The 25,560-nt window shown below is 66.5% G+C and carries 19 protein-coding genes; 13 read left to right on the top strand and 6 right to left on the bottom strand.

Features of this window, described 5'->3' with window-relative positions:
• Positions 1-7: 7 nt before the first annotated feature.
• Complete coding sequence (lexA, locus tag QC821_RS12505; protein WP_309721841.1) at positions 8-655, bottom strand: transcriptional repressor LexA; 648 nt, start codon at positions 653-655, stop codon at positions 8-10.
• A 166-nt stretch (positions 656-821) separates the two neighbouring features.
• On the opposite strand from lexA, the gene QC821_RS12500 reads away from it, so the two are divergent.
• The 5 genes from QC821_RS12500 (at position 822) to QC821_RS12480 (ending at position 4,965) form a co-directional block, all read left to right on the top strand.
• On the top strand, positions 822-1,490 hold the full coding sequence (locus QC821_RS12500; protein WP_309721838.1) for a TetR/AcrR family transcriptional regulator: 669 nt from the start codon (positions 822-824) through the stop codon (positions 1,488-1,490).
• Entirely contained in the window at positions 1,490-2,011 is a 522-nt protein-coding gene (locus QC821_RS12495; RefSeq protein WP_309721835.1) for a L,D-transpeptidase family protein, read from the top strand. The genes QC821_RS12500 and QC821_RS12495 overlap by 1 nt, the downstream gene beginning before the upstream one ends.
• A gap of 111 nt (positions 2,012-2,122) precedes the next feature.
• Complete coding sequence (gene nagZ, locus QC821_RS12490) at positions 2,123-3,145, top strand: beta-N-acetylhexosaminidase (protein WP_309721832.1); 1,023 nt, start codon at positions 2,123-2,125, stop codon at positions 3,143-3,145.
• Between the two features lies 1 nt (position 3,146).
• On the top strand, positions 3,147-4,394 hold the full coding sequence (locus tag QC821_RS12485; protein WP_309721829.1) for a mechanosensitive ion channel family protein: 1,248 nt from the start codon (positions 3,147-3,149) through the stop codon (positions 4,392-4,394).
• Positions 4,387-4,965 carry a hypoxanthine-guanine phosphoribosyltransferase gene (locus tag QC821_RS12480; protein WP_095619028.1) on the top strand — a complete coding sequence of 193 codons (579 nt, stop codon included), beginning with the start codon at positions 4,387-4,389 and terminating at the stop codon, positions 4,963-4,965. The genes QC821_RS12485 and QC821_RS12480 overlap by 8 nt, the downstream gene beginning before the upstream one ends.
• Before the next feature lie 64 nt (positions 4,966-5,029).
• Here the strand turns inward: QC821_RS12480 and QC821_RS12475 are convergent, their stop codons facing one another.
• Positions 5,030-5,440 (bottom strand): MerR family transcriptional regulator, encoded by a 411-nt coding sequence (locus QC821_RS12475; RefSeq protein WP_309721826.1) that lies wholly within the window; start codon positions 5,438-5,440, stop codon positions 5,030-5,032.
• Between the two features lie 81 nt (positions 5,441-5,521).
• Here QC821_RS12475 and QC821_RS12470 point away from each other — a divergent pair, with 81 nt between their 5' ends.
• The 3 genes from QC821_RS12470 (at position 5,522) to QC821_RS12460 (ending at position 9,414) form a co-directional block, all read left to right on the top strand.
• Complete coding sequence (locus QC821_RS12470; protein ID WP_309721824.1) at positions 5,522-6,655, top strand: enoyl-CoA hydratase/isomerase family protein; 1,134 nt, start codon at positions 5,522-5,524, stop codon at positions 6,653-6,655.
• A gap of 89 nt (positions 6,656-6,744) precedes the next feature.
• On the top strand, positions 6,745-7,926 hold the full coding sequence (locus QC821_RS12465; protein WP_309721821.1) for an acyl-CoA dehydrogenase: 1,182 nt from the start codon (positions 6,745-6,747) through the stop codon (positions 7,924-7,926).
• Positions 7,927-8,208: 282 nt separating this feature from the next.
• Entirely contained in the window at positions 8,209-9,414 is a 1,206-nt protein-coding gene (locus QC821_RS12460) for a CaiB/BaiF CoA transferase family protein (RefSeq protein ID WP_309721818.1), read from the top strand.
• A gap of 38 nt (positions 9,415-9,452) precedes the next feature.
• On the opposite strand, the gene ppsR is transcribed toward QC821_RS12460, so the two are convergent.
• Positions 9,453-10,286, bottom strand: a complete 834-nt coding sequence (gene ppsR / locus QC821_RS12455) for a posphoenolpyruvate synthetase regulatory kinase/phosphorylase PpsR (protein ID WP_309721815.1) — start codon at positions 10,284-10,286, stop codon at positions 9,453-9,455.
• A 200-nt stretch (positions 10,287-10,486) separates the two neighbouring features.
• On the opposite strand from ppsR, the gene ppsA reads away from it, so the two are divergent.
• Together ppsA and ggt are read left to right on the top strand one after the other, a co-directional pair.
• Positions 10,487-12,859 (top strand): phosphoenolpyruvate synthase, encoded by a 2,373-nt coding sequence (gene ppsA, locus QC821_RS12450; protein WP_309721812.1) that lies wholly within the window; start codon positions 10,487-10,489, stop codon positions 12,857-12,859.
• A gap of 265 nt (positions 12,860-13,124) precedes the next feature.
• A complete protein-coding gene (gene ggt, locus QC821_RS12445) occupies positions 13,125-14,948 on the top strand; it encodes a gamma-glutamyltransferase (protein ID WP_309721809.1) in 1,824 nt (607 codons plus the stop codon).
• A 60-nt stretch (positions 14,949-15,008) separates the two neighbouring features.
• Here the strand turns inward: ggt and QC821_RS12440 are convergent, their stop codons facing one another.
• The 3 genes from QC821_RS12440 to acnB all read right to left on the bottom strand — a co-directional run bounded on the left by QC821_RS12440 (position 15,009) and on the right by acnB (position 20,171).
• Positions 15,009-16,886: a glycerophosphodiester phosphodiesterase family protein gene (locus QC821_RS12440; RefSeq protein WP_309721806.1), complete on the bottom strand. Its 1,878-nt coding sequence runs from the start codon at positions 16,884-16,886 to the stop codon at positions 15,009-15,011.
• 9 nt (positions 16,887-16,895) lie between these two features.
• A complete protein-coding gene (rraA, locus tag QC821_RS12435) occupies positions 16,896-17,381 on the bottom strand; it encodes a ribonuclease E activity regulator RraA (protein WP_309721803.1) in 486 nt (161 codons plus the stop codon).
• A 186-nt stretch (positions 17,382-17,567) separates the two neighbouring features.
• A complete protein-coding gene (gene acnB / locus QC821_RS12430; RefSeq protein WP_309721802.1) occupies positions 17,568-20,171 on the bottom strand; it encodes a bifunctional aconitate hydratase 2/2-methylisocitrate dehydratase in 2,604 nt (867 codons plus the stop codon).
• A gap of 291 nt (positions 20,172-20,462) precedes the next feature.
• On the opposite strand from acnB, the gene QC821_RS12425 reads away from it, so the two are divergent.
• The 3 genes from QC821_RS12425 to QC821_RS12415 all read left to right on the top strand — a co-directional run bounded on the left by QC821_RS12425 (position 20,463) and on the right by QC821_RS12415 (position 25,552).
• Positions 20,463-20,897 (top strand): DUF1289 domain-containing protein, encoded by a 435-nt coding sequence (locus QC821_RS12425; protein ID WP_309721798.1) that lies wholly within the window; start codon positions 20,463-20,465, stop codon positions 20,895-20,897.
• Positions 20,898-20,966: 69 nt separating this feature from the next.
• A complete protein-coding gene (locus QC821_RS12420; protein WP_309721796.1) occupies positions 20,967-21,605 on the top strand; it encodes a MiaE family protein in 639 nt (212 codons plus the stop codon).
• Positions 21,606-21,658: 53 nt separating this feature from the next.
• Complete coding sequence (locus tag QC821_RS12415) at positions 21,659-25,552, top strand: ATP-binding protein (RefSeq protein ID WP_422720114.1); 3,894 nt, start codon at positions 21,659-21,661, stop codon at positions 25,550-25,552.
• The last annotated feature ends 8 nt before the right edge of the window (positions 25,553-25,560 follow it).

The following is a 25,560-nucleotide window of genomic DNA, read 5'->3' as shown; positions in this document are numbered from 1 at the left end:
CTGAGGCTTAGCCCAGCGCCTGGCCGTTGCCGCCGCGAATCACGCCAACGCCGATGCCTTCGATCTCGAGCTCCTGATGGCGCAGGTCGACCTCGATGGGGGCGAAGTCCTCGTTCTCGGCGGTCAGCCACACCTGGTGCCCCTGGCGCTTGAAGCGCTTGACGGTGACTTCGTCCTCCAGCCGGGCGACCACGATCTGGCCGTCGCGAATGCGCTCTGTGCGGTGCACGGCGAGCAGGTCGCCCTCGAGGATCCCGATGTCCTTCATCGACAGGCCGCGCACCCGCAGCAGATAGTCGGCGCGGGGCGTGAAGTACTCCGGCGGCAGCGGACAGTGGCGATCGATGTGGGCGGCGGCCAGAATCGGGCTGCCGGCGGCCACCTCGCCGATGATCGGCAGGCCGGGCTGAGCGCTGGCATCGATCGCAGGGTCCTGCTCCTGGGCGGGGAGGCGGATGCCCCGCGAGGTGCCGGCAACCATGCGAATCACGCCCTTCTTGCTCAGTGCGCGCAGATGCTCCTCGGCGGCATTGGGCGAGCGAAAGCCCAGGGCCCTGGCGATCTCGGCGCGGGTTGGCGGATAGCCCAGCTCGGACATGGTCTTGACGATGAAGTCGTAGACGTTCTGCTGGCGTGGGGTGAGAGGGCGGGTCATGTGACCTCCGCAAGTGGGTGGCGGTGTTTGGTTAAGTATACAGTATGGCTGAGTATCCAGTAAAAGCGTTGTAGCGTTTAAAACGCCATGTTTGTGACCAAGTGTCATATTGCGTAGAATATAATTACGTTTAAAACAACTGTTTACCAACTCGGCAGGGGGGGACATGGCACAACCCGATACCGTGACGCGCATACTCGACACCGCAGAGGTACTGTTTGCCGAGCGAGGCTTCGCGGAGACCTCGCTGCGCAACATTACCAGCAAGGCCAAGGTCAACCTGGCCGCGGTCAACTACCACTTCGGCTCCAAGAAGGCGTTGATCCAGGCCGTGTTTGCGCGCTATCTGGACCCCTTCACCGAGCGTTTCCACGCTGCCCTGGATGAGCTCGAGGCGGAGTACGCCGGCCGCGTCATACCGCTAGAAGTGCTGCTGGAGAGCATGGCAAAAACGGTGCTCGATGTCCCCGCCGAGCGTAACAGCCTTAAGGTCTTCATGCGCTTGCTGGGGCTGGCCTACAGCCAGGCCCAGGGGCACCTGCGGCGCTATATTCAGGATCACTACGGCAGCGTGTTCAGCCGCTTCTCCGAGCTGGTGCGCAAGGCCACCCCTGAGTTGCCCGAAGCCGAGCGCTTCTGGCGGCTGCACTTCGTGCTCGGCACGGTGATCTTCACCCTCTCGGGACTGGATGCGCTGCGCGACATCGCCGAGAAGGACTACGGCGACCACGTCAGCGTACGCGAACTGATCCGCCGCCTGCGCCCGGTGGTGGTGGCGGCGATGAATGCGCCGCTGCCCGACGCAGCGCCGGATAGCCTGCCGGCGGCGGTCTGATGGTGACTACCCCGCGCCTCGAGCAGCTGCCCCCGGAGACAGGCCACTGGCTGGAGGTCGATCTCTCGACCCAGCGGCTGTGGTGCTGGCAGGGCCGCCAGCGGGTCGCCGACTATCCGGTCTCCAGCGGTGCGGCAGGCATCGGCCAGCGTGACGGTAGCGGTCAGACGCCGCTCGGTTGGCACTATGTGCGCGCGGCGATCGGCGACGGCCAGCCGCCGGGCGCGGTGTTTCGCGGTCGTCGCCCGACCGGCGAGGTGTTCGACGCGACACTGGCCGCCGAGTATCCTGCACGCGACTGGATCCTGACTCGTATCCTGTGGCTATGCGGACTCGAGCCGGGGTATAACCGCGGCGGCCAGGTCGACTCCCAGCGCCGCTATATTTACCTGCATGGCACGCCGCCGGATCAGCCGATGGGCACCCCGGCCTCCCACGGCTGCCTGCGGCTGCGCGATACGGCGCTGCTCGAGGTGTTCGATTTCGCCCCGGCCGGCACCCCGGTGTGGCTTCACGACTGATCGGCCCCGGCCGCTCTTGTCTGGTGCTGAGCGAAGGGCGTCGGGTCATCCCCTGTTGTCGGCCTGGCGCTTGGTCTAGAATCGGCTCCTTCTCTGCCAAGGAAGATGAACATGACGCAACCTATCGGCCCGGTGATGCTGGACCTGGAAGGGCCCCGGCTCAGCCGAGAAGAAGGTGACATGCTCAAGCGTCCCGAGGTTGGCGGCGTGATCCTGTTCTCCCGCAATGTCGAGGACGCCGTCCAGGTTCAAGCGCTGTGCGCGGCGATTCGCCGAGTGCGCCCCGACCTGCTGCTGGCCATCGATCAGGAGGGCGGCCGTGTGCAGCGTCTGCGCCAGGGCGTCACCCGCCTGCCGTCGATGGCGCAGCTGGCGGCCGGCTACGACGACGATCCCCAGGCCGTACTGCAGCAGTGTCAGGATGCCGGCTGGCTGCTGGGCATGGAGATGGCTGCCTGCGGCTTCGACGTCTCATTCGCCCCGGTGCTCGACGTCGACGGCGACTCGATCTTGATCGGTGATCGCAGTTTCTCTTCCGATCCCCAGGTCGTCAGCCTGCTCGGCGGTGCCTTCATCAGCGGCCTGCACGATGCCGGGATGGTCGCCATCGGCAAGCACTTTCCCGGCCACGGCGGCGTGGTGGCAGACTCGCACCACGAGCTGCCGGTGGACCCCCGGCCGCTCTCGGTGCTGCGTGAGCATGACATGCGGCCCTTCGCCGAGCTGGCTTCACGTCTCGATGGGATCATGCCCTCCCACGTCATCTATAGCGCCTTCGACGACAAGCCAGCGGGGTTCTCGCGCAGCTGGCTTGGCCTGTTGCGCGAAGAGCTGGGTTTCAAGGGCGCGATCTTCTCCGACGACCTGCTGATGGCCGCGGCGCGAGTCGCCGGTAGCCCTGGCCAGGCGGCGCTGGCGGCCCTGGACGCGGGCTGCGACATGGTGCTGGTGTGCAACGACCGCGACGCGGCGCTCGAGGCGCTCGACGCCTGCGCCGGGCGCGCCAACAAACGGCCTGCCAAGCTGCGCTATCGGCGCGCTAGGCCCAACCTCGAGGCGTTGCCGGCACTGTCGCGCTGGCGCCGGGTACATGCGCGGCTCGAGGCCCTGAGCGACGCCAGCGACGACGCCTGACATGCTCGAGCTGCTGGCCCCCCTTGAAGACCTGGTCAAGGCACACCTCGGCCTGCCCCAGTGGCTGCTGGCACCACTGCTGATCATCGCAGTGGCGCTGCTGGTGGATCTCACCGCCTGGCTGGTCATCTGGCGCCTGGGGCCGCTGCTGCAGCGCACCCGCAGCCGCTGGGACGACGCCGTGGTGGTGGCCATTCGCCGCCCGCTGCGCGTATGGATCTGGGGGTTCGCGCTACTTTCGGTGCTGGCCTTTCTGGTGGCCCGTTTCGAGCCGGGCTGGGCCGACGGCCAGACGCTTACTGGGCGCAGCCTGTTCACGCTGGTGATGTTGGCCTGGGCCGGGCTGCGCATGGTCAAGCAGGTCGAACAGCGGCTGCTGTTTCCTCCCCCGGGGCATCCCGCCAAGCCCATCGATGCCAGCAGCGCCTCGGCGATCAGCAAGGTGGTCGGCGCGATCGTGCTGGTGCTGGTCTGCCTGCTGGCGCTACAGCAGCTGGGGGTGCAGCTGTCCGGGATCCTCGCCTTCGGCGGCCTGGGCGGGATCATGGTCGGCTTTGCCGCCCGTGACCTGCTGGCCAACTTCTTCAGCGGCCTGGCGGTGCACCTCGACGACCCGTTCAAGGTCGGTGACTGGATTCGTTCGCCGGACCGCGAGATCGAGGGCGTGGTCGAGGACATTGGCTGGCGCCTGACGCGCATTCGCACCTTCGACTCGCGGCTGCTGTTCGTGCCCAATGCGGCGTTTAGCACCATCACCGTCGAAAACCCCTCGCGCATGCACAACCGGCGGATCTTCCAGACGCTGGGGCTTCGCTATCAGGACATGACCCAGGTGCGTGACGTGGTGGCATCGATTCGCGAGATGCTCGACACTCATGAGCATATCGATCATGACCAGCCGATGCTGGTCAATTTTACCGGGGTAGGGGAGCATACCCTCGACGTGATGCTGCACGTCTATACTGCGACCACCGATTGGGCGGAGCATCAGGACATCCAGCAGGATGTGCTGCTGCGCATCGCCGATATACTCGACCAGCACGATGCCGCGCTGGCGCTGCCGGTGCGCGAGCTGACCCTCAACCAGGCGATTGCCCTGGAGGCCAGCGAGCATGATGCCGACGACGGCAGTGCGGCCGCCCCTCGCCCGCCCGAGCCCGGCGCCGATCAGCCCCGCGGGCAGGGCAAGCTGCGCGGCGATGAAGCCGCTTCTCCCTCAAGCAATGCGACCCAGGACAACGATGCCTAACCTCGACCCCCTGTATCATGAGTCACTCACCACCATGCGCGAGGTGATGGACAACGCCGACTGCCTGATCTCCCAGGCCGATGTCGAGCGCGCCCTCGATCGCATGGCCGACGAGATCAGCGCCGACCTGGGCGACAAGCTGCCGGTGTTCTACTGCGTGATGAACGGCGGCCTGATCACCACCGGCCACTTGCTGACGCGGCTGGGGTTCCCCCTCGAGGTGGATTACCTGCATGCCACCCGCTATCGCGGCGGCCTGCGTGGAGGCGAGCTGTTCTGGCGTGTTTCGCCGGAGATTCCCATGGCCGGGCGCCACGTGGTGATCGTCGACGATATCCTCGACGAGGGCGCGACCCTGGCGGCGATCCTGCGCTACTGCGAAGAAGCCGGTGCGGCGAGTATCTCCACCGCGGTGCTGGTCGACAAGCGTCACGACCGCAAGGCGGTGCCTGAGCTGACCGCCGACTACTGCAGTCTCGAGGTGGTCGACCGCTACGTGTTCGGCTTCGGCATGGACTACAAGGGCTACTGGCGCAATGCGCCGGGGATCTTCGCGCCCAAAGGTCTATGAGCAACTCTTTGAGCAAGGGGTGCCAGTGGCCCCGCCGATAACCGCCGAGGGCTGGCCCGTTGGGTCAGCCCTCGGCGTTTTCGGGTAGCGCCAGCAGCGCCTCGCGGCAGCGCCCCTCGACGTCGTCCAGCTCCTTGCGCATCAGGCGGATGTCCTCCTCCTGGCGCTGCAGGTTGGTGCGTTTCTCGGCGAGCAGCTCGAGCAGCCGCCGCAGCTGGCGAGCGTTGCCGTCGGGCAGGGCGTCGTAGAGCTCGATTACCTCGCGAATCTCGCCCAGCGAAAAGCCCAGCCGCTTGCCGCGCAGGGTCAGCTTGAGGCGTACCCGGTCCTTGTCGTGGTAGATGCGCGTCTGGCCGCGGCGCTCAGGCTCGAGCAACCCCTCCTGCTCATAGAAGCGGATGGTGCGCGGGGTGACCTCGAACATGCGCGAGAGCTCGCTGATCGAGTAGGTGCGGGGGGCGCTGTCGGGTGTCATGGTTTTCAGGATAACGTGAGTTGACGTTAACGTAAATCGCCGATCATGCTGTGGGCATCCGCTATCCTGCCTGGAGGCCCGATGTCCAACACCCCATCCCCCCTGCGTGTCACCCACTGGCCGACCCGTGACGGCCACCGCATCGGTGTGGCAACACTCGACGCCGAACGCTCGCTCAATGCCCTGACGCTGGACATGATCGAGGCCCTCGACGCCCAGTTGACGACCTGGCAGCAAGACGACAGCGTGGTGGCGGTATGGCTGGAGGGCGCCGGTGACAGGGCGTTCTGCGCCGGCGGCGATATCGTCGCGCTGTATCGCGCACTGCAGGGCGACGCACACGCGGCGCGCGACTACGTGGTGCGCTACTTCCGAGCCGAATACGCCCTCGACTACCGCCTGCACACCTATCCCAAGCCGCTGCTGGCGTGGGGCGACGGCATCGTCATGGGTGGTGGCATGGGGCTGCTGGCAGGTGCCCGGCACCGCCTGGTCACCGAGCGCTCACGGCTGGCGATGCCCGAAATCAGTATCGGCCTCTACCCGGACGTGGGCGCGAGCTGGTTTCTCAACCGCATGCCGCCGGGCATCGGTGCCTACCTGGCGCTTACCGGGGCGCAGCTCAACGCCCGCGACGCCCTCGACCTCGGCCTGGCCGACCAGCTGGTGCCTGCCGAGTGTCGCGAGGCCTTGATCGATGCGCTGTGCCGCGCCGACTACGGCAATGTCACGACCCTGAATGACCGCGCCATCCATGCGGTCCTCGCAGCGGTGGCCGACCGCGACCAGGCACCGCCCGCCCAGCTGTGGCCGTGGCGCGACCATATCCAGCGGCTTACCAGCGCTGCCGATGCCGCCCAGGCCTGCGCGGCGATCCTTGCAGACCGCCAGCAGGACGACTGGCTGGCCGCCAATCGTCGCCGCCTCGGCGACGGCTGCCCGCTGACCGCGCAACTCGCCTGGGGCATGCTCGAACGCCATCGCCGCGCCAGCCTCGCCGAGGCGCTGCGCGACGAGCTGAGCCTGTCGCTGCGCTGCTGCCTGGAGGGCGACCTGGCCGAGGGCGTGCGCGCGCTGCTGATCGACAAGGACAAGCAGCCGCAATGGTCCCACGCCGATGTGCCGAGCGTGCCTGCGGCGGAGGTCGCGGCGATGCTGCACAGTGCCTGGCAGTGCGACGACCACCCCCTGGCCACGCTCGGCGAGAAGGGCTAGCGGGCGGATTAGGGGTAGCGTTCTCGGCGCTTTTATTCTACATTCTATGAAAATGTAGAAATTATTGCACCGCTACCCCGGAGCCGACCATGAGCCAGATTACCCCGATCACTTGGGACGACCCGTTCCGCCTCGTCGACCAGCTCAGCGAAGACGAGCGCATGGTCTACCAGACCGCCCATGACTACTGCCAGGACAAGCTGCTGCCGCGGGTGCTGGAGGCCAATCGCCACGAGCGCTTCGACCGCGAGATCATGAACGAGATGGGCGAGCTGGGCCTGCTCGGCGCGACCATGGAGGGCTACGGCGGTGCCGGGCTCAACTACGTCAGCTACGGCCTGATTGCCCGCGAAGTGGAGCGCGTCGACTCCGGCTACCGTAGCGCCATGAGCGTGCAGTCGAGCCTGGTGATGTACCCCATCCACGCCTTCGGCAGCGACGTCCAGCGCGACAAGTACCTGCCCAAGCTGGCCAGCGGTGAGTGGGTCGGCTGCTTCGGCCTCACCGAGCCCGACCACGGCTCCGACCCCAACGGCATGAGCACCCGGGCCACCAAGATCGACGGCGGCTACAAGCTCAACGGCACCAAGAGCTGGATCACCAACTCGCCGATTGCCGATGTCTTCGTGGTGTGGGCCAAGGACGATGAAGGCGACCTGCGCGGCTTTATCCTCGAGAAGGGTATGGCGGGGCTCTCGGCACCCAAGATCGAGGGCAAGTTCAGCCTGCGCGCCTCGGTCACCGGCCAGATCGCCATGCAGGACGTGGAGGTCTCCGACGAGCAGATCCTGCCCGGCGTCAAGGGCCTCAAGGGGCCGTTCTCGTGCCTCAATCGCGCCCGTTATGGTATCGCCTGGGGCACCATGGGCGCCGCCGAGGCGTGCTGGCACGCGGCGCGCCAGTACACCCTCGACCGCAAGCAGTTCGGCCGCCCGCTGGCCGCCAACCAGCTGATCCAGAAGAAGCTCGCCGACATGCAGACCGAGATCGCCCTGGGCCTGCAGGCCGCGCTGCGCGTCGGCCGCATGATCGACGACGGCCAGCTGGTGCCCGAGGCGATCTCGCTGATCAAGCGCAACAACTGCGGCAAGGCGCTGGATATCGCGCGGGTGGCGCGGGACATGCACGGCGGCAACGGCATCGCCGACGAGTACCACGTGATTCGCCATGTGATGAACCTCGAGGCGGTCAACACCTATGAGGGCACCCACGATATTCATGCGCTGATCCTGGGACGGGCCCAAACCGGTATTCAGGCCTTTAGCAACTGATCGACCGGACCCGTCAGGGTAATAGCGGCATCTAAGCGAAGGACGCAGGGGACAGGTCGAAAAGGAGGTTTGCGCCATGGGTGAGGAGGATTCCTCCGAACGGGCTGGCCATGGATGGCCAGCACCGGTCCTACAAGCGGAGCAGGATGCGAGAGCGCAGTAGGGCGCAAGGTAGCGCCCAGGGATGGGTTTACAGCGCCTCCTTGCAGGCCTGTCGCCGGATCCGTTCGAGCGGTGCTGCCTATCTCCGATAGCCCTTTCCCGAGTGATCAAGGAGACAAGATGAGCGGACCGCTCGACGGTATCGTGGTGCTCGATATGTCACGCGTGCTGGCCGGCCCCTGGGCCGGCCAGCTGCTGGCCGATCTGGGCGCCCAGGTGATCAAGATCGAACGCCCCGGCAGCGGTGACGACACCCGCGGCTGGGGGCCGCCGTGGCTGGAAGACGCCGCCGGCGACCCGCTGGAGGCGGCGTATTTCCTGTGCGCCAACCGCGGCAAGCAGTCGCTGGCGGTGGATATCACCCGCCCCGAGGGCCAGGCGCTGGTGCGCGAGCTGGCCTCGCGTGCCGATATCCTGCTGGAGAATTTCAAGGTCGGCGGCCTCAAGAAGTATGGCCTCGACTACGCCAGCCTCCATGAACTCAACCCGGGGCTGATCGGCTGCTCGATCACCGGCTTCGGCCAGGACGGCCCCTATGCCCACCGCGCCGGCTACGACTTCATGATCCAGGCCATGGGCGGCTTGATGAGCGTCACCGGCGACGCCGAGGGCATGCCGATGAAGACCGGCGTGGCGATTACCGATGTGATGACCGGGCTCTACGCCGCGGTGGGCGTGCTTGCGGCACTCCACGAGCGCGGGCGCAGCGGTGTCGGCCGACATATCGACGTGGCGCTACTCGACGTGCAGCTGGCGACCCTTGCCAACCAGGCCCTCAACACCCTGGTGTCGGGGCGCGACCCACAGCGACACGGCAATGCCCATCCCAATATCGTGCCCTACCAGGCCTTCGCCTGCGCCGACGGCCACCTGGTACTGACGGTGGGCAATGACAGCCAGTTTGCGCGCTTCGCCACGCTGCTCGGCCACCCCGAGTGGGCCAGCGACCCGGCCTACGCCACCAACGGCGCGCGGGTCGCCAGCCGCGACACCCTGGTGGCGCTGATCGAGGCCTGCCTGAAGGCCCGGCCGCGGGACGCCTGGCTCGCCGACTTCGAGGCGCACGGCATTCCCGCCGGTCCCATCAACACCATTTCCGAAGCCCTGCACGACCCCCAGGTGCTGCATCGTGGCATGGTCACCACCCTCGAGCGAGACGGCAACGCCGTGCCCCAGGTCGGCAATCCGCTGCGCTTCGATGGCGACGGCCAGACCAGCCGCCGCGCGCCGCCGGGGCTCGGCGATGACAGCGACAGCGTGCTCGCCGGGATGGGGCTCAACGCCGAGCAGATCAACCTGCTGCGCGAGCAGGGCATCATTGCGTAGCGCACCGCGCCCAGCAATGTGTCGCCCGGCACTGGGCGCTAGCGCGGCGACAGGCGCCGGTTGAGGCCGGTCTCGGCGATCATGCGCGTCGAGATCTCCTCGATGGAAAAGCGTGTGGTGTCGATGAAGGGCACATGCATTTGGCGGAACAGCCCCTCGGCCTGCTGCACCTCCTGCATGCACTGATCCATCGAACAGTAGCGGCTGTTGGGTCGCCGTTCGCTGCGGATCGCCGCCAGCCGACGGGCGTCGATGGTCAGGCCGAACAGCTTGTGGCGGAAGGGCGCCAGCGCCGCCGGCAGCTTGAGACTGCCATCCTCGTCGAGGTCGTCGTCGGTGAGCGGGTAGTTGGCGGCCCGGATGCCGAACTGCAGTGCCAGGTAGAGCGAGGTCGGCGTCTTGCCGCAACGCGACACCCCGACCAGTATGACATCGGCCTTGTCGTACTGATGGGTGCGCGCGCCGTCGTCGTTGTCCAGGGCAAAGTGCACCGAATCGATGCGGTTCATGTAGGCATCATCGCGGCCGATCGAGTGGGTACTGCCGACGCTATAGGTAGAGCGCGTGGCCAGCTCTTTCTCCAGCGGCTCGAGGAAGGTCGAAAAGATATCGACCTTGAAGCCGCTGGCCTGGCTGATCACGTCGCGGATGTCGGCGTCGACGATGGTGTCGATGATGATCGGCTGGGCGCCGTCGCGCACGGCGGTGGCGTTGATCACCTCGACCAGCGCCTCGGCCTTGTCGACGCTGTCGATATAGGGCTTGGTGAGCATGCGGATATCGACGCTCTCGAACTGAGCCAGCAGGCTGCGGCCAAGGCTTTCGGCGGTGATGCCGGTGCCGTCGGAAATGAAGAAGGCGGTGCGGGTCATGGTGGTCTCGTCTGGTCGCGGTGGAGCGATTACTACACAAAACCCCGCGTGTTGTAAAAATCCTCCAGTGACTTCGCTGTTAGACCAATGGCGAATACAGCCCTGGCTTGGTAGGGTGAGCCACACTTCGCTAGCGGCCTCGCCGCGCTTTGCGCCGATACCGCCACAAGCGGTATTCCGCACCTGAACTAGGGGGTCTCGTGGAAGAGTACATTGTGTGGTTCGACCAGTTGGGCATGCACGACGTCGAACGCGTTGGTGGCAAGAACGCCTCGCTTGGCGAGATGATCTCCAACCTGGCCGGGGCCGGCGTCAGCGTACCCGGCGGCTTCGCCACCACGGCCCACGCCTATCGCGAATTCCTTGCCCACGAAGGGCTCAACGAGCGCATCAACCAGGCCCTGGCGCGCCTCGACGTCGACGACGTTGGCGAGCTGGCGCGGGTCGGCGCCGAGATCCGCCAGTGGGTGATCGACACACCGCTGCCGCCGGCCTTCGAGGCGGCGCTGCGCGACGCCTACCAGCAGATGGAAGCCAAGCACCCCAGCCTCAAGGCCGCGGTGCGCAGCTCGGCCACCGCCGAAGACCTGCCAGATGCCTCCTTCGCCGGCCAGCAGGAGACCTTCCTCAATATCGAAGGCTTCGACAACATCAAGCGCGCCGTCCACGAGGTGTTTGCCTCGCTGTTCAATGATCGTGCCATCTCCTACCGGGTCCACCGCGGCTATGCCCACGAGAACGTGGCACTCTCTGCCGGGGTGCAGAAGATGGTGCGCTCCGAGACCGGTGCCAGCGGGGTGATGTTCACCCTCGATACCGAGTCGGGCTTCCGCGACGCGGTGTTCGTCACTGCCTCCTGGGGGCTCGGCGAAACCGTGGTGCAGGGCGCGGTCAATCCGGATGAGTTCTACGTCCACAAGCCGACCCTGGCCGCCGGCCGGCCGGCAGTGCTGCGCCGTAACCTCGGCTCCAAGCTGATCAAGATGATCTATACCGCCGATACCAGCGCCGGCAAGTCGGTGGAGACCGTCGAGGTACCGCTCACCGAGCGCGGCCGTTTCTGCATCAATGACGCCCAGGTCATGGACCTGGCGCGCCAGGCGGTGATCATCGAGCAACACTACCAGCGGCCGATGGACATCGAGTGGGCGCTGGACGGCGACGACGGCAAGCTCTACATCGTTCAGGCGCGCCCCGAAACCGTGGTCTCGCAGCAGGAGGGCGGCAAGCTCGAGCGCTTCCAGCTCAAGGAGAAGGGGCGCACCCTGGTCAGCGGCCGGGCCATCGGCCAGCGCATCGGCCAGGGCGCGGTCAAGGTGATCCTGACCCCGGACGAGATGGACAAGGTCAAGGACGGCGACGTGCTGGTCACCGACATGACCGATCCCGACTGGGAGCCGATCATGAAGCGCGCTTCGGCGATCGTCACCAACCGCGGCGGGCGTACCTGCCACGCGGCGATCATTGCCCGTGAGCTGGGCATTCCGGCAGTGGTCGGCTGCGGCGACGCCACCGCGGTGCTCAGCGACGGCCGCGAGGTCACGGTGTCATGTGCCGAGGGCGATACCGGCAACGTCTACGAGGGGCTACTGGCCTTCGACCGCAAGGTCTCGAGCGTCGATGCCATGCCCGAGATTCCGTTCAAGATCATGATGAACGTCGGCAATCCCGACCGCGCCTTCAGCTTCGCCGGCCTGCCCAACGCCGGCGTCGGCCTGGCGCGCCTGGAGTTCATCATCAACCGCATGATCGGCGTGCATCCCAAGGCGCTGCTCGACTACGACCGCCTGCCCCTCGACCTGCAGCAGAGCATCGACCTGCGCACCGCCGGTTACAGCGACCCGGTGAGCTTCTATGTCGACAAGCTGGTCGAGGGCATCTCGACCCTGGCCGCGGCCTTCTATCCGCAACGGGTCATCGTGCGGCTCTCGGACTTCAAGTCCAACGAGTACGAGAACCTGATCGGCGGCAAGCTCTACGAGCCCGGTGAAGAGAACCCGATGCTCGGCTTCCGCGGCGCGTCGCGCTACATTTCCGAGGCCTTCCGGCCGTGCTTCGAGCTCGAATGCAAGGCGCTCAAGCGGGTGCGCGAAGAGATGGGCCTCGACAACATCGAGATCATGGTGCCCTTCGTGCGCACGCCGGACGAAGGCAAGGCGGTGGTCGACCTGCTCGCCGCCAACGGCCTGGCCCGCGGCGACAACGGCCTCAAGGTGATCATGATGTGCGAGCTGCCGGCCAACGCGCTGCTGGCCGACGAGTTCCTCGCCCACTTCGATGGCTTCTCCATCGGCTCCAACGACCTCACCCAGCTGACCCTGGGCCTGGATCGCGACTCGGGGATCGTGGCGCACTTGTTCGACGAGCGTAACCCGGCGGTCAAGAAGCTCCTGGCGATGGCGATTCAGGCCTGCAAGGCCCAGGGCAAGTACGTTGGCATCTGCGGTCAAGGGCCATCGGATCATCCCGATCTCGCCAAGTGGCTGATGGAGCAGGGCATCGACTCGGTCTCGCTGAACCCTGATGCGGTGCTCGAAACCTGGTTTATGCTCGCCGGCGAAACGCTCGGCTAACCGAGAAAACACCCCGAGCTATGGCAGTGTCTATTAGCGAGGGACGCTGGTGGTAGGTCGAAGAGGGGGTTTGCGCCATGGATGGCGCAAGGTAGCGCCCAGGGACGGGTTTACAGCGCCCCCTCGTAGGCCTACCACCGGATCAGTCCCGAGCGGTGCTGCTTACGGCGATGGCCCTACTAACGCCCGCTCGACCCCGTCGAGCGGGCGCTTTTCGTCTATGCTGTCAGTCTCCCCCTAACGCCTGCGACAAGGAGCCCGTCCCATGCCTACTCCCACCGTTCCCTCCCGCCGCCGCCTGCTGCCGTGGGCGGTAGCCGTGACCCTCTGCGTGCCCCTCGCAGCCCAGGCCGAGGTGGCCTTCGACTACGATATCCCGGCGATCGCCCCGGAAGTCAGTTCCGGCAGCGAGGAGAAGCCCGGCTGGGCGACCCAGCGCTTCGCCGTGGCCGCTGCCAACCCGCTGGCCACCGATGCCGGCTACCAGGTGCTCAAGGCCGGTGGCAGCGCGGTCGACGCGGCGATTGCGGTGCAGATGGTACTGACCTTGGTCGAGCCGCAGTCCAGCGGTATCGGTGGTGGAGCCTTCCTGATGCACTACGACGGCGAGGAGGTGCAGGCCTACGACGGCCGTGAAACGGCACCTGGCGACGTCGACGGCGAGCTGTTCCTCGACGAGGAGGGTGAGCCGCTCGACTTCATGGACGCCGCGGCCAGCGGCCTCTCGGTAGGTGCGCCGGGGACCGTGCGCATGCTCGAACTGGCCCACGAGCGCCACGGTGAACTGCCCTGGGCGGCGCTGTTCGAGCCGGCGATTGCGCTGGCCGAGCAGGGCTTCGCGGTCAGCCCACGGCTGCACGCCAGCCTGGCCGGCGAGGAGCGTCTGCGCGACGATCCGCTGGCGGGGGCGTTCTACTATCCCGATGGCGAACCGCTGGCCGAGGGGCATGAGCTGAAGAACCCGGCGCTAGGCACGATCTTCCGTGCGCTCGCCGAAAACGGCAGCAAGGCGCTGCACACCGGGCCTATCGCCGAGGACCTGGTGTCTCGCGTTCAGGATCACGCCGAGCGGCCCGGCACCCTGAGTCTTGAAGACCTGGCCAGCTACTCTGCCGAGACCCGCACGCCGCTGTGCAACGACTGGCAGGCCTATCGCGTATGCGGTTTTCCGCCGCCGTCCTCTGGGCATCTGACCATCATGCAGATTCTCGGCGTGCTTGAACACCTACCCGAGATTGAGGCGCCGCTCGAGGATGACCGGCCGAGTGTAGACTGGTTGCATCAGTTTCTCGAGGCCTCGCGGCTGGCCTTCGCCGACCGCGGCAAGTATATCGCCGACCCCGATTTCGTCGAGGCGCCCGGCTACGACTGGAACAGCATGCTCGACCCTCAGTATCTCGCCGGGCGGGCCGCACTGCTGGGTGAAGAGAGCCTGGGTAGCGACGGCGCCGAGCCGGGCGAGCCTGGCGAGCTCGCCACCGCCTGGGCGGTGCAGCCCGAGCAGCCCGAGTACGGTACCAGCCATATCAGCATCATCGACGAGCACGGCAACGCACTGGCCATGACCACCACCATCGAGTCGGCCTTCGGTGCACGGATCATGGCCGACGGCGGCACTGGCCTGCCCGGTGGCTACCTGCTCAACAATGAGTTGACCGATTTTTCGTTCACGCCGGAAGACGCTGACGGCAACCCGATTGCCAACCGCGTCGAGGCGCACAAGCGGCCGCGTTCGAGCATGAGCCCGACGCTGGTGTTCGATCGCGACAGCGATGCGCTGGTGGCAAGTCTGGGCTCCCCCGGCGGTGCGGCGATCATCCACTACACCGCCAAGGCGCTGGTGGCGATGCTCGACTGGGGGCTGGACGCCCAGCAAGCGCTCGACCTGCCTCACGCCATTACCCTTGGCGGGCCGGTATTCCTCGAAGAGGGGGGCTTTCCCGCCGAGGTGCTCGAGGCGCTCAACCAGCGCGGCCATGACGCCAGCGAGCGGGAGCTGGTCAGCGGCCTGCAGGCGCTACAGGTCGTCGAGGGCGGCTTCTACGGCGGCGCCGACCCGCGCCGCGAAGGCGTGGTGATGGGGGAGTAAGCACCTGGCCAGCAGCGCCGAGCCCGAGCCATTCAGCGCGGCGCTCGGCGCTGGGCGCTATCAGCCCCTTAGCCAGTTCCTCAGCTTGACCAGCAGCAGCGCGCCGTCGCTGAGCTCGCGACGGTCTTCGAGCAACTCGGCAAGCAGGTCGGGGCGGTCGGTGATGATATTGTCGACGCCCATGTCGATCAGCTGCGACATGCGTGCGCGGTCGTTGACCGTCCAGGTGTGCAGCTCGTAGCCGAAGTAGCTTGCGGCGCGGATCTCGGCATCGCTGACCCGATTGTGGCGCAACCCCAGGGCATCGAAGCTGGTGCGATCGAGGGTGCCCGGCAGCACGAACTGGGCTAGCAGGGTCGCACGAAGCTGCGGTTGGCGAGCCTTGATCTCGCGCACCAGCGACGGCGACATGGTGGCGATCAGAACGTCGTCATGGACGTCCTCGCTACCGCACCCTTGAGGCGGTTGCTGCGCCAAATCACGGCACTCCTGGCGCGCCAGATTCTCGCGCGCCAGGCTCTCGAGTACCGCCTCGACCAGATCCAGTTCGCGGCCCGGGTCGGGCTTGAGATCGATCATCAGCGGGCTCTGGGTGCGGGTGCGAGCCAGGGCATCATCCAGCGATGGGATTCGCTCGCCGACATAGGCGTCGCCGAACCAGCTGCCCACGTCGAACTGCTGTAACTCCTCCAGGCTCAGGTCGCGCAGCTGGCGCGAATCGCCGGTGAGACGCTGCAGGGTGCGATCGTGATAGAGCACTACCTGGTTGTCGCCGGTGAGGCGCACGTCGATCTCGATGAAGTCGGCGCCATCGAGGATCGCCTGGTCGATGGCGGCCAGGGTGTTCTCTGGGGCGGCCATGGAGCTGCCGCGGTGTGCAGTGACCAGCACCTCGTCGCGCAGCTCGAAACTGTTGACGATCAGCCACGCCTGGCTGATGGCGAAAGCGATTACCCCCAGCTCTACGGCCCAGGCCCAGCGGCCGGGATGGGAGTCGGCGGTGGGCCGAGGCGGGCGCGGTTCACGGTGTGCCAGGCGCAGATAGAGACATGCCGACAGCAGGCTGTTGGCGGCGATGCCGATGAAGGTTACCGCCAGCGTCAGTAGCACATAGCCGCTGAGATAGGCGAGCATCGCAGGTATCAGTACCGCGTTGCGCTCGGGCAGCCACCACAGCATCGGCGTGAAGACACGATCGAACAGCGCCGAGATCAAGAACGGCAGGGCCACGATCACCACCAGCAGCAGGATCACCGCGACGGCAATTGGCCGGCGTCGGCCACGCGTCAGGCGATGGCTGCGCTTCAGGGCGCGCAGCGGGCTGAGGGTTTCGAGAACCACCAGCGGCAGGGCCAGGATCCAGCGGAAGTAGAGCGTTGCGGCAATGCTTGCCCAGACCAGCGCCAGCGGCAGGCTGACCGCCAGGAACTGCCACAGTGCCGGTGGCCGTACGCGCTGGACGTAGTAGGGGTCGAGGCCGCCGAGGAAGGCGCCGTAGAGCCAGCCAATCGCCAGCACCGGTGGCAGCAGCAGCAGCAGTTGCGCGCCGACCTGTACCACCACCAGCCCGGCCAGCGCCGGTAGACGGCGCAGGCTGCCCCAGAACGCTTCCCAGGCCAGTCGGTAGTGGTTGTCGCGGGGGCGTACCGCGACCAGGATCATCCCGGCCTGCTGGAGGTAGAGCACCAGGAAGGTCAGGCCGATGGCGGCAAGAAGCCATAGCACGCCTCCCGGCGAGATCAGGATATCGAACAGCTCGGCATTGCTGATCACCGGGCGGCCGAACTGGCCGAGCAGCGACGTCAGGGTCCAGGCCACCGAAGGCAGCAGCACCGCCGAAGCGAGGACGGTAAAAAACAGGTGGTAGGCGAGTAGAGGGCGAAAATGCTCACGCAGTGAGCGCAGCACGTCACCGTGTAATTGTGACAGTGACAGCATGGCAGTCCATTACTCCAACGGCAGGCGAGTCTCGGCAATCACGATACCGTTGTTGTCGGCGTACAGCCACTGGCCAGGAGCGAGGTGGGCGCCCGCCACATGCATGGGCTGGTCGCGCTGTCCGCTGCCGTTGGCGGAGCCGCGCCGCGGATGCACGCCCAGCGCCTGGACCCCGAACTCCATCTCGGCCAGCACGTCGACGTCGCGCACGCAGCCGTAGATCACCACGCCGACCCAGCCGTTTTCCAGCGCCAGCTCGGCGAGGCGGTCGCCGAGCAGTGCGCAGCGCTGTGAACCGCCGCCATCGACCATCAGCACGGCGCCGTCGCCGGGCTCGGCGAGCATCTGCATCAGCAGGGCATTGTCTTCGAAGCAGGCGAGGGTCCTCAGCGGGCCGCAGAATGCCTCGCGGCCGCCCAGGTTGAGAAAGACCGGCTCGAGCACCTGGACGTCAGGGTGAGCGTCGCAGATGTCCGGCGTGATGATATGGCTCATACCTTGCTTGACCTTCGCTCGCCGACTTTTCGTGCAAACCTTAGCTATAAGGGCAGGCAGCGATTGTTGCAATAAAAAACGCCCCGCAGAAGCGGGGCGTTTCGGTCATCGGCTATGGCCGTCGCTGCCAGGCAGCGTTGCCATCGATGTTGCGAGCATCGGCGACGATAGGCGTGATGCGGTCGATCAGGCTTCCTGGGCGACCGGAATCACATTCGAGGCAGCCTTTTGGTACTGCTCGATTTCATGGAAGTTCATGTAACGATAGATCTCTGATGCCATCGCGTCGAACTGTCCCATGTAACGCTGGTATTCTTCCACGCTCGGCAGGCGTCCTTCAACCGCTGCCACTGCGGCCAGCTCGGCAGAGGCGAGATAGACGTTGGCGCCGTCGCCCAGGCGGTTGGGGAAGTTACGCGTCGAGGTAGACACCACGGTGGACTTGGCAGCCACCCGCGCCTGGTTGCCCATGCACAGCGAGCAGCCCGGCATTTCCATGCGTGCACCGGCGCGTCCGTAGATGCCGTAGTAGCCCTCTTCGGTGAGCTGGTGCTGGTCCATCTTGGTCGGCGGTGCCAGCCACAGCTTGGTCTTGAGGCTGCCGGCCGGCTGCTGCTCGAGCAGCTTGCCGGCGGCGCGGAAGTGGCCGATGTTGGTCATGCACGAGCCGATGAAGACCTCGTCGATGGTCTCGCCGGCCACCTCGGAGAGCAGGCGGGCGTCGTCGGGGTCATTGGGCGCGCAGAGGATCGGTTCCTTGATCTCTTCGAGGTCGATCTCGATCACTTCGGCGTATTCGGCGTCGGCGTCGGCACGCATCAGGCTGGGGTTGGCCAGCCACTCTTGCATGGCATCGATGCGGCGGCGGATGGTGCGCTCGTCACCGTAGCCGCTGTCGATCATCCATTTCAGCAGGGTGATATTGGACTTCAGGTACTCGGCGACGCTCTCCTCACCCAGGGTGATGGTACAGCCGGCGGCGGAGCGCTCGGCGGAGGCATCGGAGAGTTCGAAGGCCTGCTCGACGGTGAGGTCGTCGAGGCCTTCGATCTCCAGCACGCGGCCCGAGAAGGCGTTCTTCTTGCCGGACTTCTCGACAGTCAGCAGGCCATGCTTGATCCCGTAGTAGGGGATGGCATGCACCAGGTCACGCAAGGTGACGCCGGGCTGGCGCTTGCCCTTGAAGCGCACCAGGATCGACTCCGGCATGTCCAGCGGCATGACGCCGGTGGCGGCGGCGAAGGCCACCAGGCCGGAGCCGGCCGGGAACGAGATGCCCATCGGGAAGCGCGTGTGCGAGTCGCCGCCGGTGCCCACGGTGTCGGGCAGCAGCATGCGGTTCAGCCAGCTGTGAATGATGCCGTCGCCGGGGCGCAGCGAGACGCCACCGCGGTTCATGATGAAGTCGGGCAGGGTGTGCTGGGTCTCGACGTCGACCGGCTTGGGGTAGGCGCTGGTGTGACAGAACGACTGCATCACCAGGTCGGCCTGGAAGCCCAGGCAGGCCAGGTCCTTGAGCTCGTCGCGGGTCATTGGGCCGGTGGTGTCCTGGGAGCCGACGGTGGTCATCTTCGGCTCGCAGTACATGCCGGGACGCACGCCGTCCATGCCGCAGGCCTTGCCGACCATCTTCTGGGCCAGGGTGAAGCCGCGGCCGGTGTCGACCGGCTGCTCCGGTGTCTTGAACACGTCGGAGGGCGCCAGGCCCAGTTCGTTGCGCGCCTTCTCGGTCAGGCCGCGGCCGATGATCAGCGGAATGCGGCCGCCGGCACGCACTTCGTCGAGAATCACGCGGGTCTTGAGCCCGAAGGTCGAGAGCACCTCGTCGCTGCCGTGCTTGCAGACCTTGCCCTGGTAGGGGTAGACGTCGATGACGTCGCCCATCTCGAGCTTGGTGACGTCGAACTCGATGGGCAGGGCGCCGGCGTCTTCCATGGTGTTGAAGAAGATCGGCGCGATCTTGCCGCCGAAGCAGTAGCCGGCGGTGCGCTTGTTGGGCACGTAGGGAATGTCGTTACCGAAGAACCACAGCACCGAGTTGGTGGCCGACTTGCGCGAGGAGCCGGTGCCCACCACGTCACCGACGTAGGCGACCGGGTAGCCCTTGGCCTTGACCTCTTCGATCTGGGCCAGCGGCCCCTTGCTGCCGGGTACTTCCGGCTCGATGCCGTCGCGCGGGTTCTTGAGCATGGCGTTGGCATGCAGCGGGATATCGGGACGCGACCAGGCGTCCTGTGCCGGCGAGAGGTCGTCGGTATTGGTTTCGCCCGGGACCTTGAATACCGTCAGGGTGACCTTTTCATCGAGCTTGGGCTTGGCCAGGAACCATTCGGCGTCGGCCCACGACTGCAGCACGTCCTTGGCCACGGCGTTGCCGTTCTTGGCGCGTTCGGCAACGTCGTGGAAGGCGTCGAACATCAGCAGGGTGTGCTTGAGCTGCTCGCCGGATTCGCGGGCCAGCTCGTCGTTGTCGAGCAGTTCCACCAGAGTGGCGATGTTGTAGCCACCCTGCATGGTGCCGAGCAGCTTGACCGCGTGGATCTTGTCGATCAGCGGCGAGCTGGCTTCGCCCTTGGTGATGGCGCTGAGGAAGGCGGCCTTGACGTAGGCGGCCTCATCGACACCCGGCGGCACGCGGTCGGTGATCAATTCGAGCAGGAACTCTTCCTCGCCCGCCGGCGGCGTCTTGAGCAGCTCGATCAGCGCTGCGACCTGCTCGGCGTTAAGGGGTTTCGGCGGAATGCCCTCGGCGGCACGTTCCTCGACATGTTGGCGATAAGCTTCAAGCACGATAGGGCCCTCATCAAGTGTCTATGCCAGGACGTCGTCCGGTGCCGGGCGCGGTAGCCCCGGCGCCGTCCGCATGCCGCCCTGGTTCTCGCGGTAACCATGTGAATGGGTGCTGCGGATCATACGTGAAACTGTCGACAATGTTAAGGAAGCGCGGCGTGGTGGGCCTTCAACTTTGGTCGCCGCGACGTACGAGGGGCGTGCGACAACCAGATCGAGGGTGCTCCGGGCGGCTCGACGCGGTACCATCAACGCCATGAATTTGCCTGACGGATCCAGCGGGAGAGGCTCATGAGTCGTCGGATCGTGTCGCCCTGCGTGGGCCTGTGTTCGACCACGGTGGGCGATACCACCTGCCGCGGTTGCCAGCGCCATGATCGTGAAATCCGGGACTGGCTGGGCTACGCCGGTGACGAGCGAGAGGCGCGTATAGAGTCGCTCGACGCGCTGCGCGTGGCGGTCGCCGAGCGCTACCTGGAAGTCACCGATGCCGCGCTGCTCGAGGCGCAGCTGGTGCGCTACCGGATTCGCTTTCGCCCCGAGCAGCCGGCGCTGTCGCGGGCCATCGAGCTACTGCGGGTCGGGCGCCAGCGCATCAACGACATGACACGTTACGGCCTAGCGCCGCGCCACGGCGCCGAAATGCTGGGGCCGGCCGAGCTCTACGCGGCGCTCAACCAGGCGCTGAATGCCGCCGCCCAGGCACGCAGCGACGCCGAGCCCTAGAATAGCCTGGCGTCGATTGTCTACAGCCACAGCCGAGCAACGGCCAACACCATGCAAGAGAATCCAACCATGCAAGACGCACCCGAGGCGCTGCTGCCCGAGTCGCTGACCAGCTTCCTGCGCTGCCCAACCCCCGACGCCTGGATAGCCGCTGCGCTCGAGCATCAGGACCTGCTGCTGATCGACCACGCCCAGTGCGAGAAGAAGGCCGCCTCTACGGCGATGAGCCTGATGTATCGCTACGTCGACCGGCCGCTGCTGCTGACCAAGATGTCACAGCTGGCCCGCGAGGAGCTGCTGCACTTCGAACAGGTGATCAAGGTCATGGAGACCCGCGGCGTGACCTATCGTCATCTCAGCGCCTCGCGCTACGCAGAAGGCCTGCGCCGCCACGTGCGCGCTGAAGATCCGGCACGACTGGTCGATATACTGATCATCGGGGCCTATATCGAAGCGCGGAGCTGCGAGCGCTTCGCGCGGCTGATTCCGCACCTCGACGCTGAACTTGCCAAGTTCTATCGCAGTCTGGTTAAGTCGGAAGGGCGCCACTTCGAGGACTATCTGATGCTGGCGCGCCGCTATGCCGAGGAGGGGGGCGATGCCCAGGTCGAGGCGCGTATCGTCTTCTTCGCCGAGTGTGAAGCCGACTTGATCGAGCGCAAGGACAGCGAGTTTCGCTTCCACAGCGGCCTGCCGTGCGCCGCATGAGCCGCGCGGACAGACGCACGGGATACTGAGCAGATAATAACGCAGGAACCATCATGATGCGGGAATCACCTGTCAACGAGCAGTTAGCGCTATTCGGTCATTTCTCCCTGATGCTCGGCGAGGACAGCCTTTCCCAGTTCAGCTATGACAAGGTCAAGGCCCTGCTGGTCTATCTGCTGCTGCATCGCCAGCCGGTCAACCGTTCGACCCTGGCCGAAATGCTGTGGCCCGACCAGGGGCTGTCGTCGGGGCGTACCAACCTGCGCCATGCGCTGCACTGCCTGCGCCAGTCGCTGGGTGACCAGGCCGAGCGTGTGCTGGTGGTGTCGCGTCAGACCATCGCCTTCAAGCTACCCGACGAGTGGGCGTTCGATCTCCACGAGCTGCAGGAGATGCTCGACGCCCCGGCCGATATCGTCGCCCTCGAGTCGATCCTCGACATCTACCGCGGCGACCTGGTCGAGGAGCTGCAGCTGTCGGCCTGCGCCGATTTCCAGCGCTGGCTGCTGCGCGTGCGCAACGAGTGGCGCCAGCGTGTCATCGCCTACGCCGAGACCGTGCTCGAGTCCCACGACGAAGTGCCCGAGCACCTGCTGCGGGCGCTGGTCAGCCGCTTCTCCGGCTACGGCCCCTTCCACGAGCGACTGGTACGCCAGCTCGCCGAGCAGGGCCAGTCGGCTGCCGCCCATGAGCAGTACAACGCCTACCTGCAGCTGCTGGCACTCTCCGGCCAGCAGCCCGAGCCGGCCTTTCTGCAGCTCGCCCGCCACTGGTCAGATGGCAAGGGCGAGATGCAGCGCCTCTCGCCCCAGGGCGCCTTCTCGCGGGCGCTGGCCGCTGACAGCTCGCCGCTGCGCGACGAGGAGATCGAGCAGCGCCAGCTATCGGTGATGGCCATCCGCCTGCGCCTCAAGGGTGAATGGCAGGACCGCGCCGAGACCCGTGCCTGCCTGGCGCTGCAGATCGAGCTGATGCGCTGGCTCGAGCAGCAGTGCCACCACCTGGGAGGCTTCTGGCTACCCGGCGCCACCGGCGGCCTCGGCCTGGCCTGCTTTGGCACCCACGGCCCGGCCCATCAGCTTGCCGAGCTGGTGGCGCTCTACGAACACTGCCGGCGTGCGCTGCCCGAGGAGAGCGCGCGCCACTGGAGCGGCGACGCGGCGATTCCCAGCTTCGAGTTGGCCGCTGGTCTCAATAGCGGCCGCGTGGTGTATCTGCCCGAGCGCCATCTGGTCGACCCGCTTGGCCAGGTGACCCAGGTGTCGCTGGAGCTGATGAGCGCCGCCGAAGGCAGCGAACTGGTGATCTCCCAGGAGTCGAGCCAGCACATGCCGCCGGCGCTGGACTTGCAGCCGCGGCTGTCGTCGCGACTGCTGGCCAGCGACGGCAAGATTCGCCTGCGCGCCCTGGTGCTGGGCACCAACGAAGGCGGCCGCGAAGCGCTGCCGCCCAGCCTGATCGGCCGCGAGTCGGCACTGCGCAAGCTGCGCGACGCCCTGGCCCGGGCGGGGATCGGCCTGCGCCAGAGCGTGCTGGTACGCGGCGCCTCGGGGATGGGCAAGTCGGCGCTGCTGGTCGGCTTTCGCCAGGTCGAGCAGAGCCGCGATGCGGCGGTGTGCTGGCAGCCGACCACGCGACTCTCGGTGCAGGTGCCCTACGGTGTGGCGCGCCAGCTGCTGCACTGGCACCTGGGCGACAACGTCGACACTCAGGCGTTCGGCACGCTGCTCGACCAGCTGCCGGGGCTCAATCTGGACGATGCCAAGCGTCAGCTTCTCGAAGAGGCGCTCGGCGTTCGCGAGCCCGAAGAGGTATCGGCGCTGGCGCAGAGCGGTGAAGCCGTGGAGCTGGTGGTCAGCCTGATGCGACGGCTGATCGAGCTGCTCACCCAGGAGCGGGCGCTGGTGATGATGATCGACGACCTGCAGTGGCTGGACGAGCCCTCGTTCAAGGTGCTCTCCGGGCTGCAGGCACGCTTGCCGATCAACTGCCCACTGCTGATGGTGGCCAGCCATCATGGCCGCGAGCCGCTGCCGGCCAAGCTGCACTGGGACCAGCAGATCGCCCTCGGTCGCCTCGATGCGCTGCAGTCGTCGCGGCTGCTGTCGCAGCTGGCGCGGCGCTATCGGCTGCACCTCAGCCCGCGGCTGCGCAATCAGCTCATCGAGCGCTGCGACGGCGTGCCGCTCTATCTTCAGGAGATCTGCCGGCGCCTCGACATGGACCGCCGCGAGGGGCGCAGCGTGCAGCTCGACGAGCTGCCGCGGGGGCTGCTTGGCCTGCTTGCCAGCCGCATCGACCAGCTCGATGTGGATCGCGAGATCGCCCATGTGGCGGCGGTGCTGGGGCGTCAGTTCCGCCTCGACTTCCTGGTCGAGTGCAGCGGCTGGGAGCCGGCGCGGCTCAAGCAGGCGCTGGAGCAGATGTGTCGCCTCGAGGTTATCGAGGCCTGCGATGGTGGTAGCGAATTCGACTACCAGTTCAGCCACCAGCTGTTGCAGGAAGCGGCCTACCTCTCCTGTCCCCGCGACCTGCGCATGCGGATTCACTTGCAGGTGGTCAATCTCATCGAGGAGCGCTTCCCGATGTGGATCAGTCGCCACCCCGGCGATTTCGCCACCCATCTGCGCCGCAGCGGCCACTACGCTCGCGGCGCGCGCTACTTCGAGCTGGCTGCTCGCGAGGCGCTCAAGGTCAGTGCCAACCGTACCGCGCTGAAGATGGCTGACTTCGGGCTTGCCAGCCTGCGCCACGTCGACGACCAGGGCGAACGCGAGATCAGCCTGCTGACCGTGCGTGGCCAGGCCGCCTTCGCCCTCGAAGGCCACGGTTCGCCGACTGCCCATGAAAGCTTCGTGCGCGCCCGTGAGCTGATGGCCAGCGAGAGCAGTGATGAAGACCCCGAGGAGGCCGATCTCGAGCAGCGCTTCCTGGTCAAGTGGGGGCTGTGGGTAGGCTGCAGCCAGCGCCACGCGCATGCCGACGCCTTTTCACTGGCGTCCAACCTTTCTGACCTGGCCGCACGCCTCGAGGACGTGCGTTACCAGCGCCTCGCCGACTACGCCCAGGCGACCTGCGAATACTGGGCCGGACGCATTCGCCAGGCCTACGACCACCTCGAGGAGATCGACCCGCTCAACCAGCCGATGATGATCGAGTGGCTGCCGTTCTCCGATCATCCCCAGGTCGCGGCGTCCTGCTATCAGGGCTGGGCGCTGTGCCTGCGCGGCGACTACCGCCGCGCCGAGCAGCAGGCCGAAGCCGCCATCCGCCTCGCCGAACGCTTCAAGCACCCCGGTTCGCTGGCCATGGCGCTGCTGTTTTCGGCGGCGGTGTATCGCCAGCTGGGACATGTGCACCTGGCCGGCATGCGCGCTCAGCGTGCCTTCGAGCTGACCGGTACCCCGGACCTGCATCTGTGGCAGGTGTCGTCGCAGAGCCTGATCGGCTGGCAGCGGGCGCTGGCCGGCGACGCCGAAGGCCTGGTGATGCTGCAGACGGGGATGGAGGAGTTCGACGAGGTGACCGGGCGCGAGCGCTATACCCGGCCGGTGCTGTGGTACGTCGACGCCTGCATGGCGTTGGGCGAGTACGCTCGCGCCGAGGATTACCTCGACCAGTGCCTGCTGGTGGCCCAGGAGCGTGGTTCGCTCTACCTGCCGGAGATTGCCACGCAGCTGGCGCGGGTGCGTCACCACCTCGGCCACCCGCGCGAGGCGGTGCGGGCGCTGGCCGAGCAGGCGCTGGCCCAGGCCCGCGACCACGAGAACCTGCACCAGCAGCTGCACGCACTGGAGCTGTGGCTGACGCTGATCGACCCGTCCGACGGCAAGGCGCGAGATGACTTGCGGCGGCTGCTCAGCGAGGTCTCGCACAGCGATGCGCCGGTACTGGTACGCTGGCGCAACCTGCTCGATCAGCGTGTTGCGGTCAGCATGGACAACTAGGCGGCGGG

Origin of the sequence: Franzmannia qiaohouensis (assembly GCF_031451695.1) — a bacterium.
GTDB classification, from domain to species: domain Bacteria; phylum Pseudomonadota; class Gammaproteobacteria; order Pseudomonadales; family Halomonadaceae; genus Franzmannia; species Franzmannia qiaohouensis.
The sequence above is the reverse complement of the archived record's forward strand: the minus strand, read 5'-3'. Positions and strand labels throughout refer to the sequence as shown.

Coding starts and splice junctions, on each gene's coding strand:
- nagZ (WP_309721832.1), top strand. CDS start 2,123: ATGACGCAACCTATCGGCCCGGTGATGCTGGACCTGGAAGGGCCCCGG.
- QC821_RS12470 (WP_309721824.1), top strand. CDS start 5,522: ATGTCCAACACCCCATCCCCCCTGCGTGTCACCCACTGGCCGACCCGT.
- lexA (WP_309721841.1), bottom strand. CDS start 655: ATGACCCGCCCTCTCACCCCACGCCAGCAGAACGTCTACGACTTCATC.
- QC821_RS12425 (WP_309721798.1), top strand. CDS start 20,463: ATGAGTCGTCGGATCGTGTCGCCCTGCGTGGGCCTGTGTTCGACCACG.
- QC821_RS12440 (WP_309721806.1), bottom strand. CDS start 16,886: ATGCTGTCACTGTCACAATTACACGGTGACGTGCTGCGCTCACTGCGT.
- QC821_RS12485 (WP_309721829.1), top strand. CDS start 3,147: ATGCTCGAGCTGCTGGCCCCCCTTGAAGACCTGGTCAAGGCACACCTC.
- QC821_RS12420 (WP_309721796.1), top strand. CDS start 20,967: ATGCAAGACGCACCCGAGGCGCTGCTGCCCGAGTCGCTGACCAGCTTC.
- QC821_RS12415 (WP_422720114.1), top strand. CDS start 21,659: ATGATGCGGGAATCACCTGTCAACGAGCAGTTAGCGCTATTCGGTCAT.
- QC821_RS12475 (WP_309721826.1), bottom strand. CDS start 5,440: ATGACACCCGACAGCGCCCCCCGCACCTACTCGATCAGCGAGCTCTCG.
- ggt (WP_309721809.1), top strand. CDS start 13,125: ATGCCTACTCCCACCGTTCCCTCCCGCCGCCGCCTGCTGCCGTGGGCG.
- ppsR (WP_309721815.1), bottom strand. CDS start 10,286: ATGACCCGCACCGCCTTCTTCATTTCCGACGGCACCGGCATCACCGCC.
- QC821_RS12460 (WP_309721818.1), top strand. CDS start 8,209: ATGAGCGGACCGCTCGACGGTATCGTGGTGCTCGATATGTCACGCGTG.
- rraA (WP_309721803.1), bottom strand. CDS start 17,381: ATGAGCCATATCATCACGCCGGACATCTGCGACGCTCACCCTGACGTC.
- QC821_RS12500 (WP_309721838.1), top strand. CDS start 822: ATGGCACAACCCGATACCGTGACGCGCATACTCGACACCGCAGAGGTA.
- QC821_RS12465 (WP_309721821.1), top strand. CDS start 6,745: ATGAGCCAGATTACCCCGATCACTTGGGACGACCCGTTCCGCCTCGTC.
- QC821_RS12495 (WP_309721835.1), top strand. CDS start 1,490: ATGGTGACTACCCCGCGCCTCGAGCAGCTGCCCCCGGAGACAGGCCAC.
- QC821_RS12480 (WP_095619028.1), top strand. CDS start 4,387: ATGCCTAACCTCGACCCCCTGTATCATGAGTCACTCACCACCATGCGC.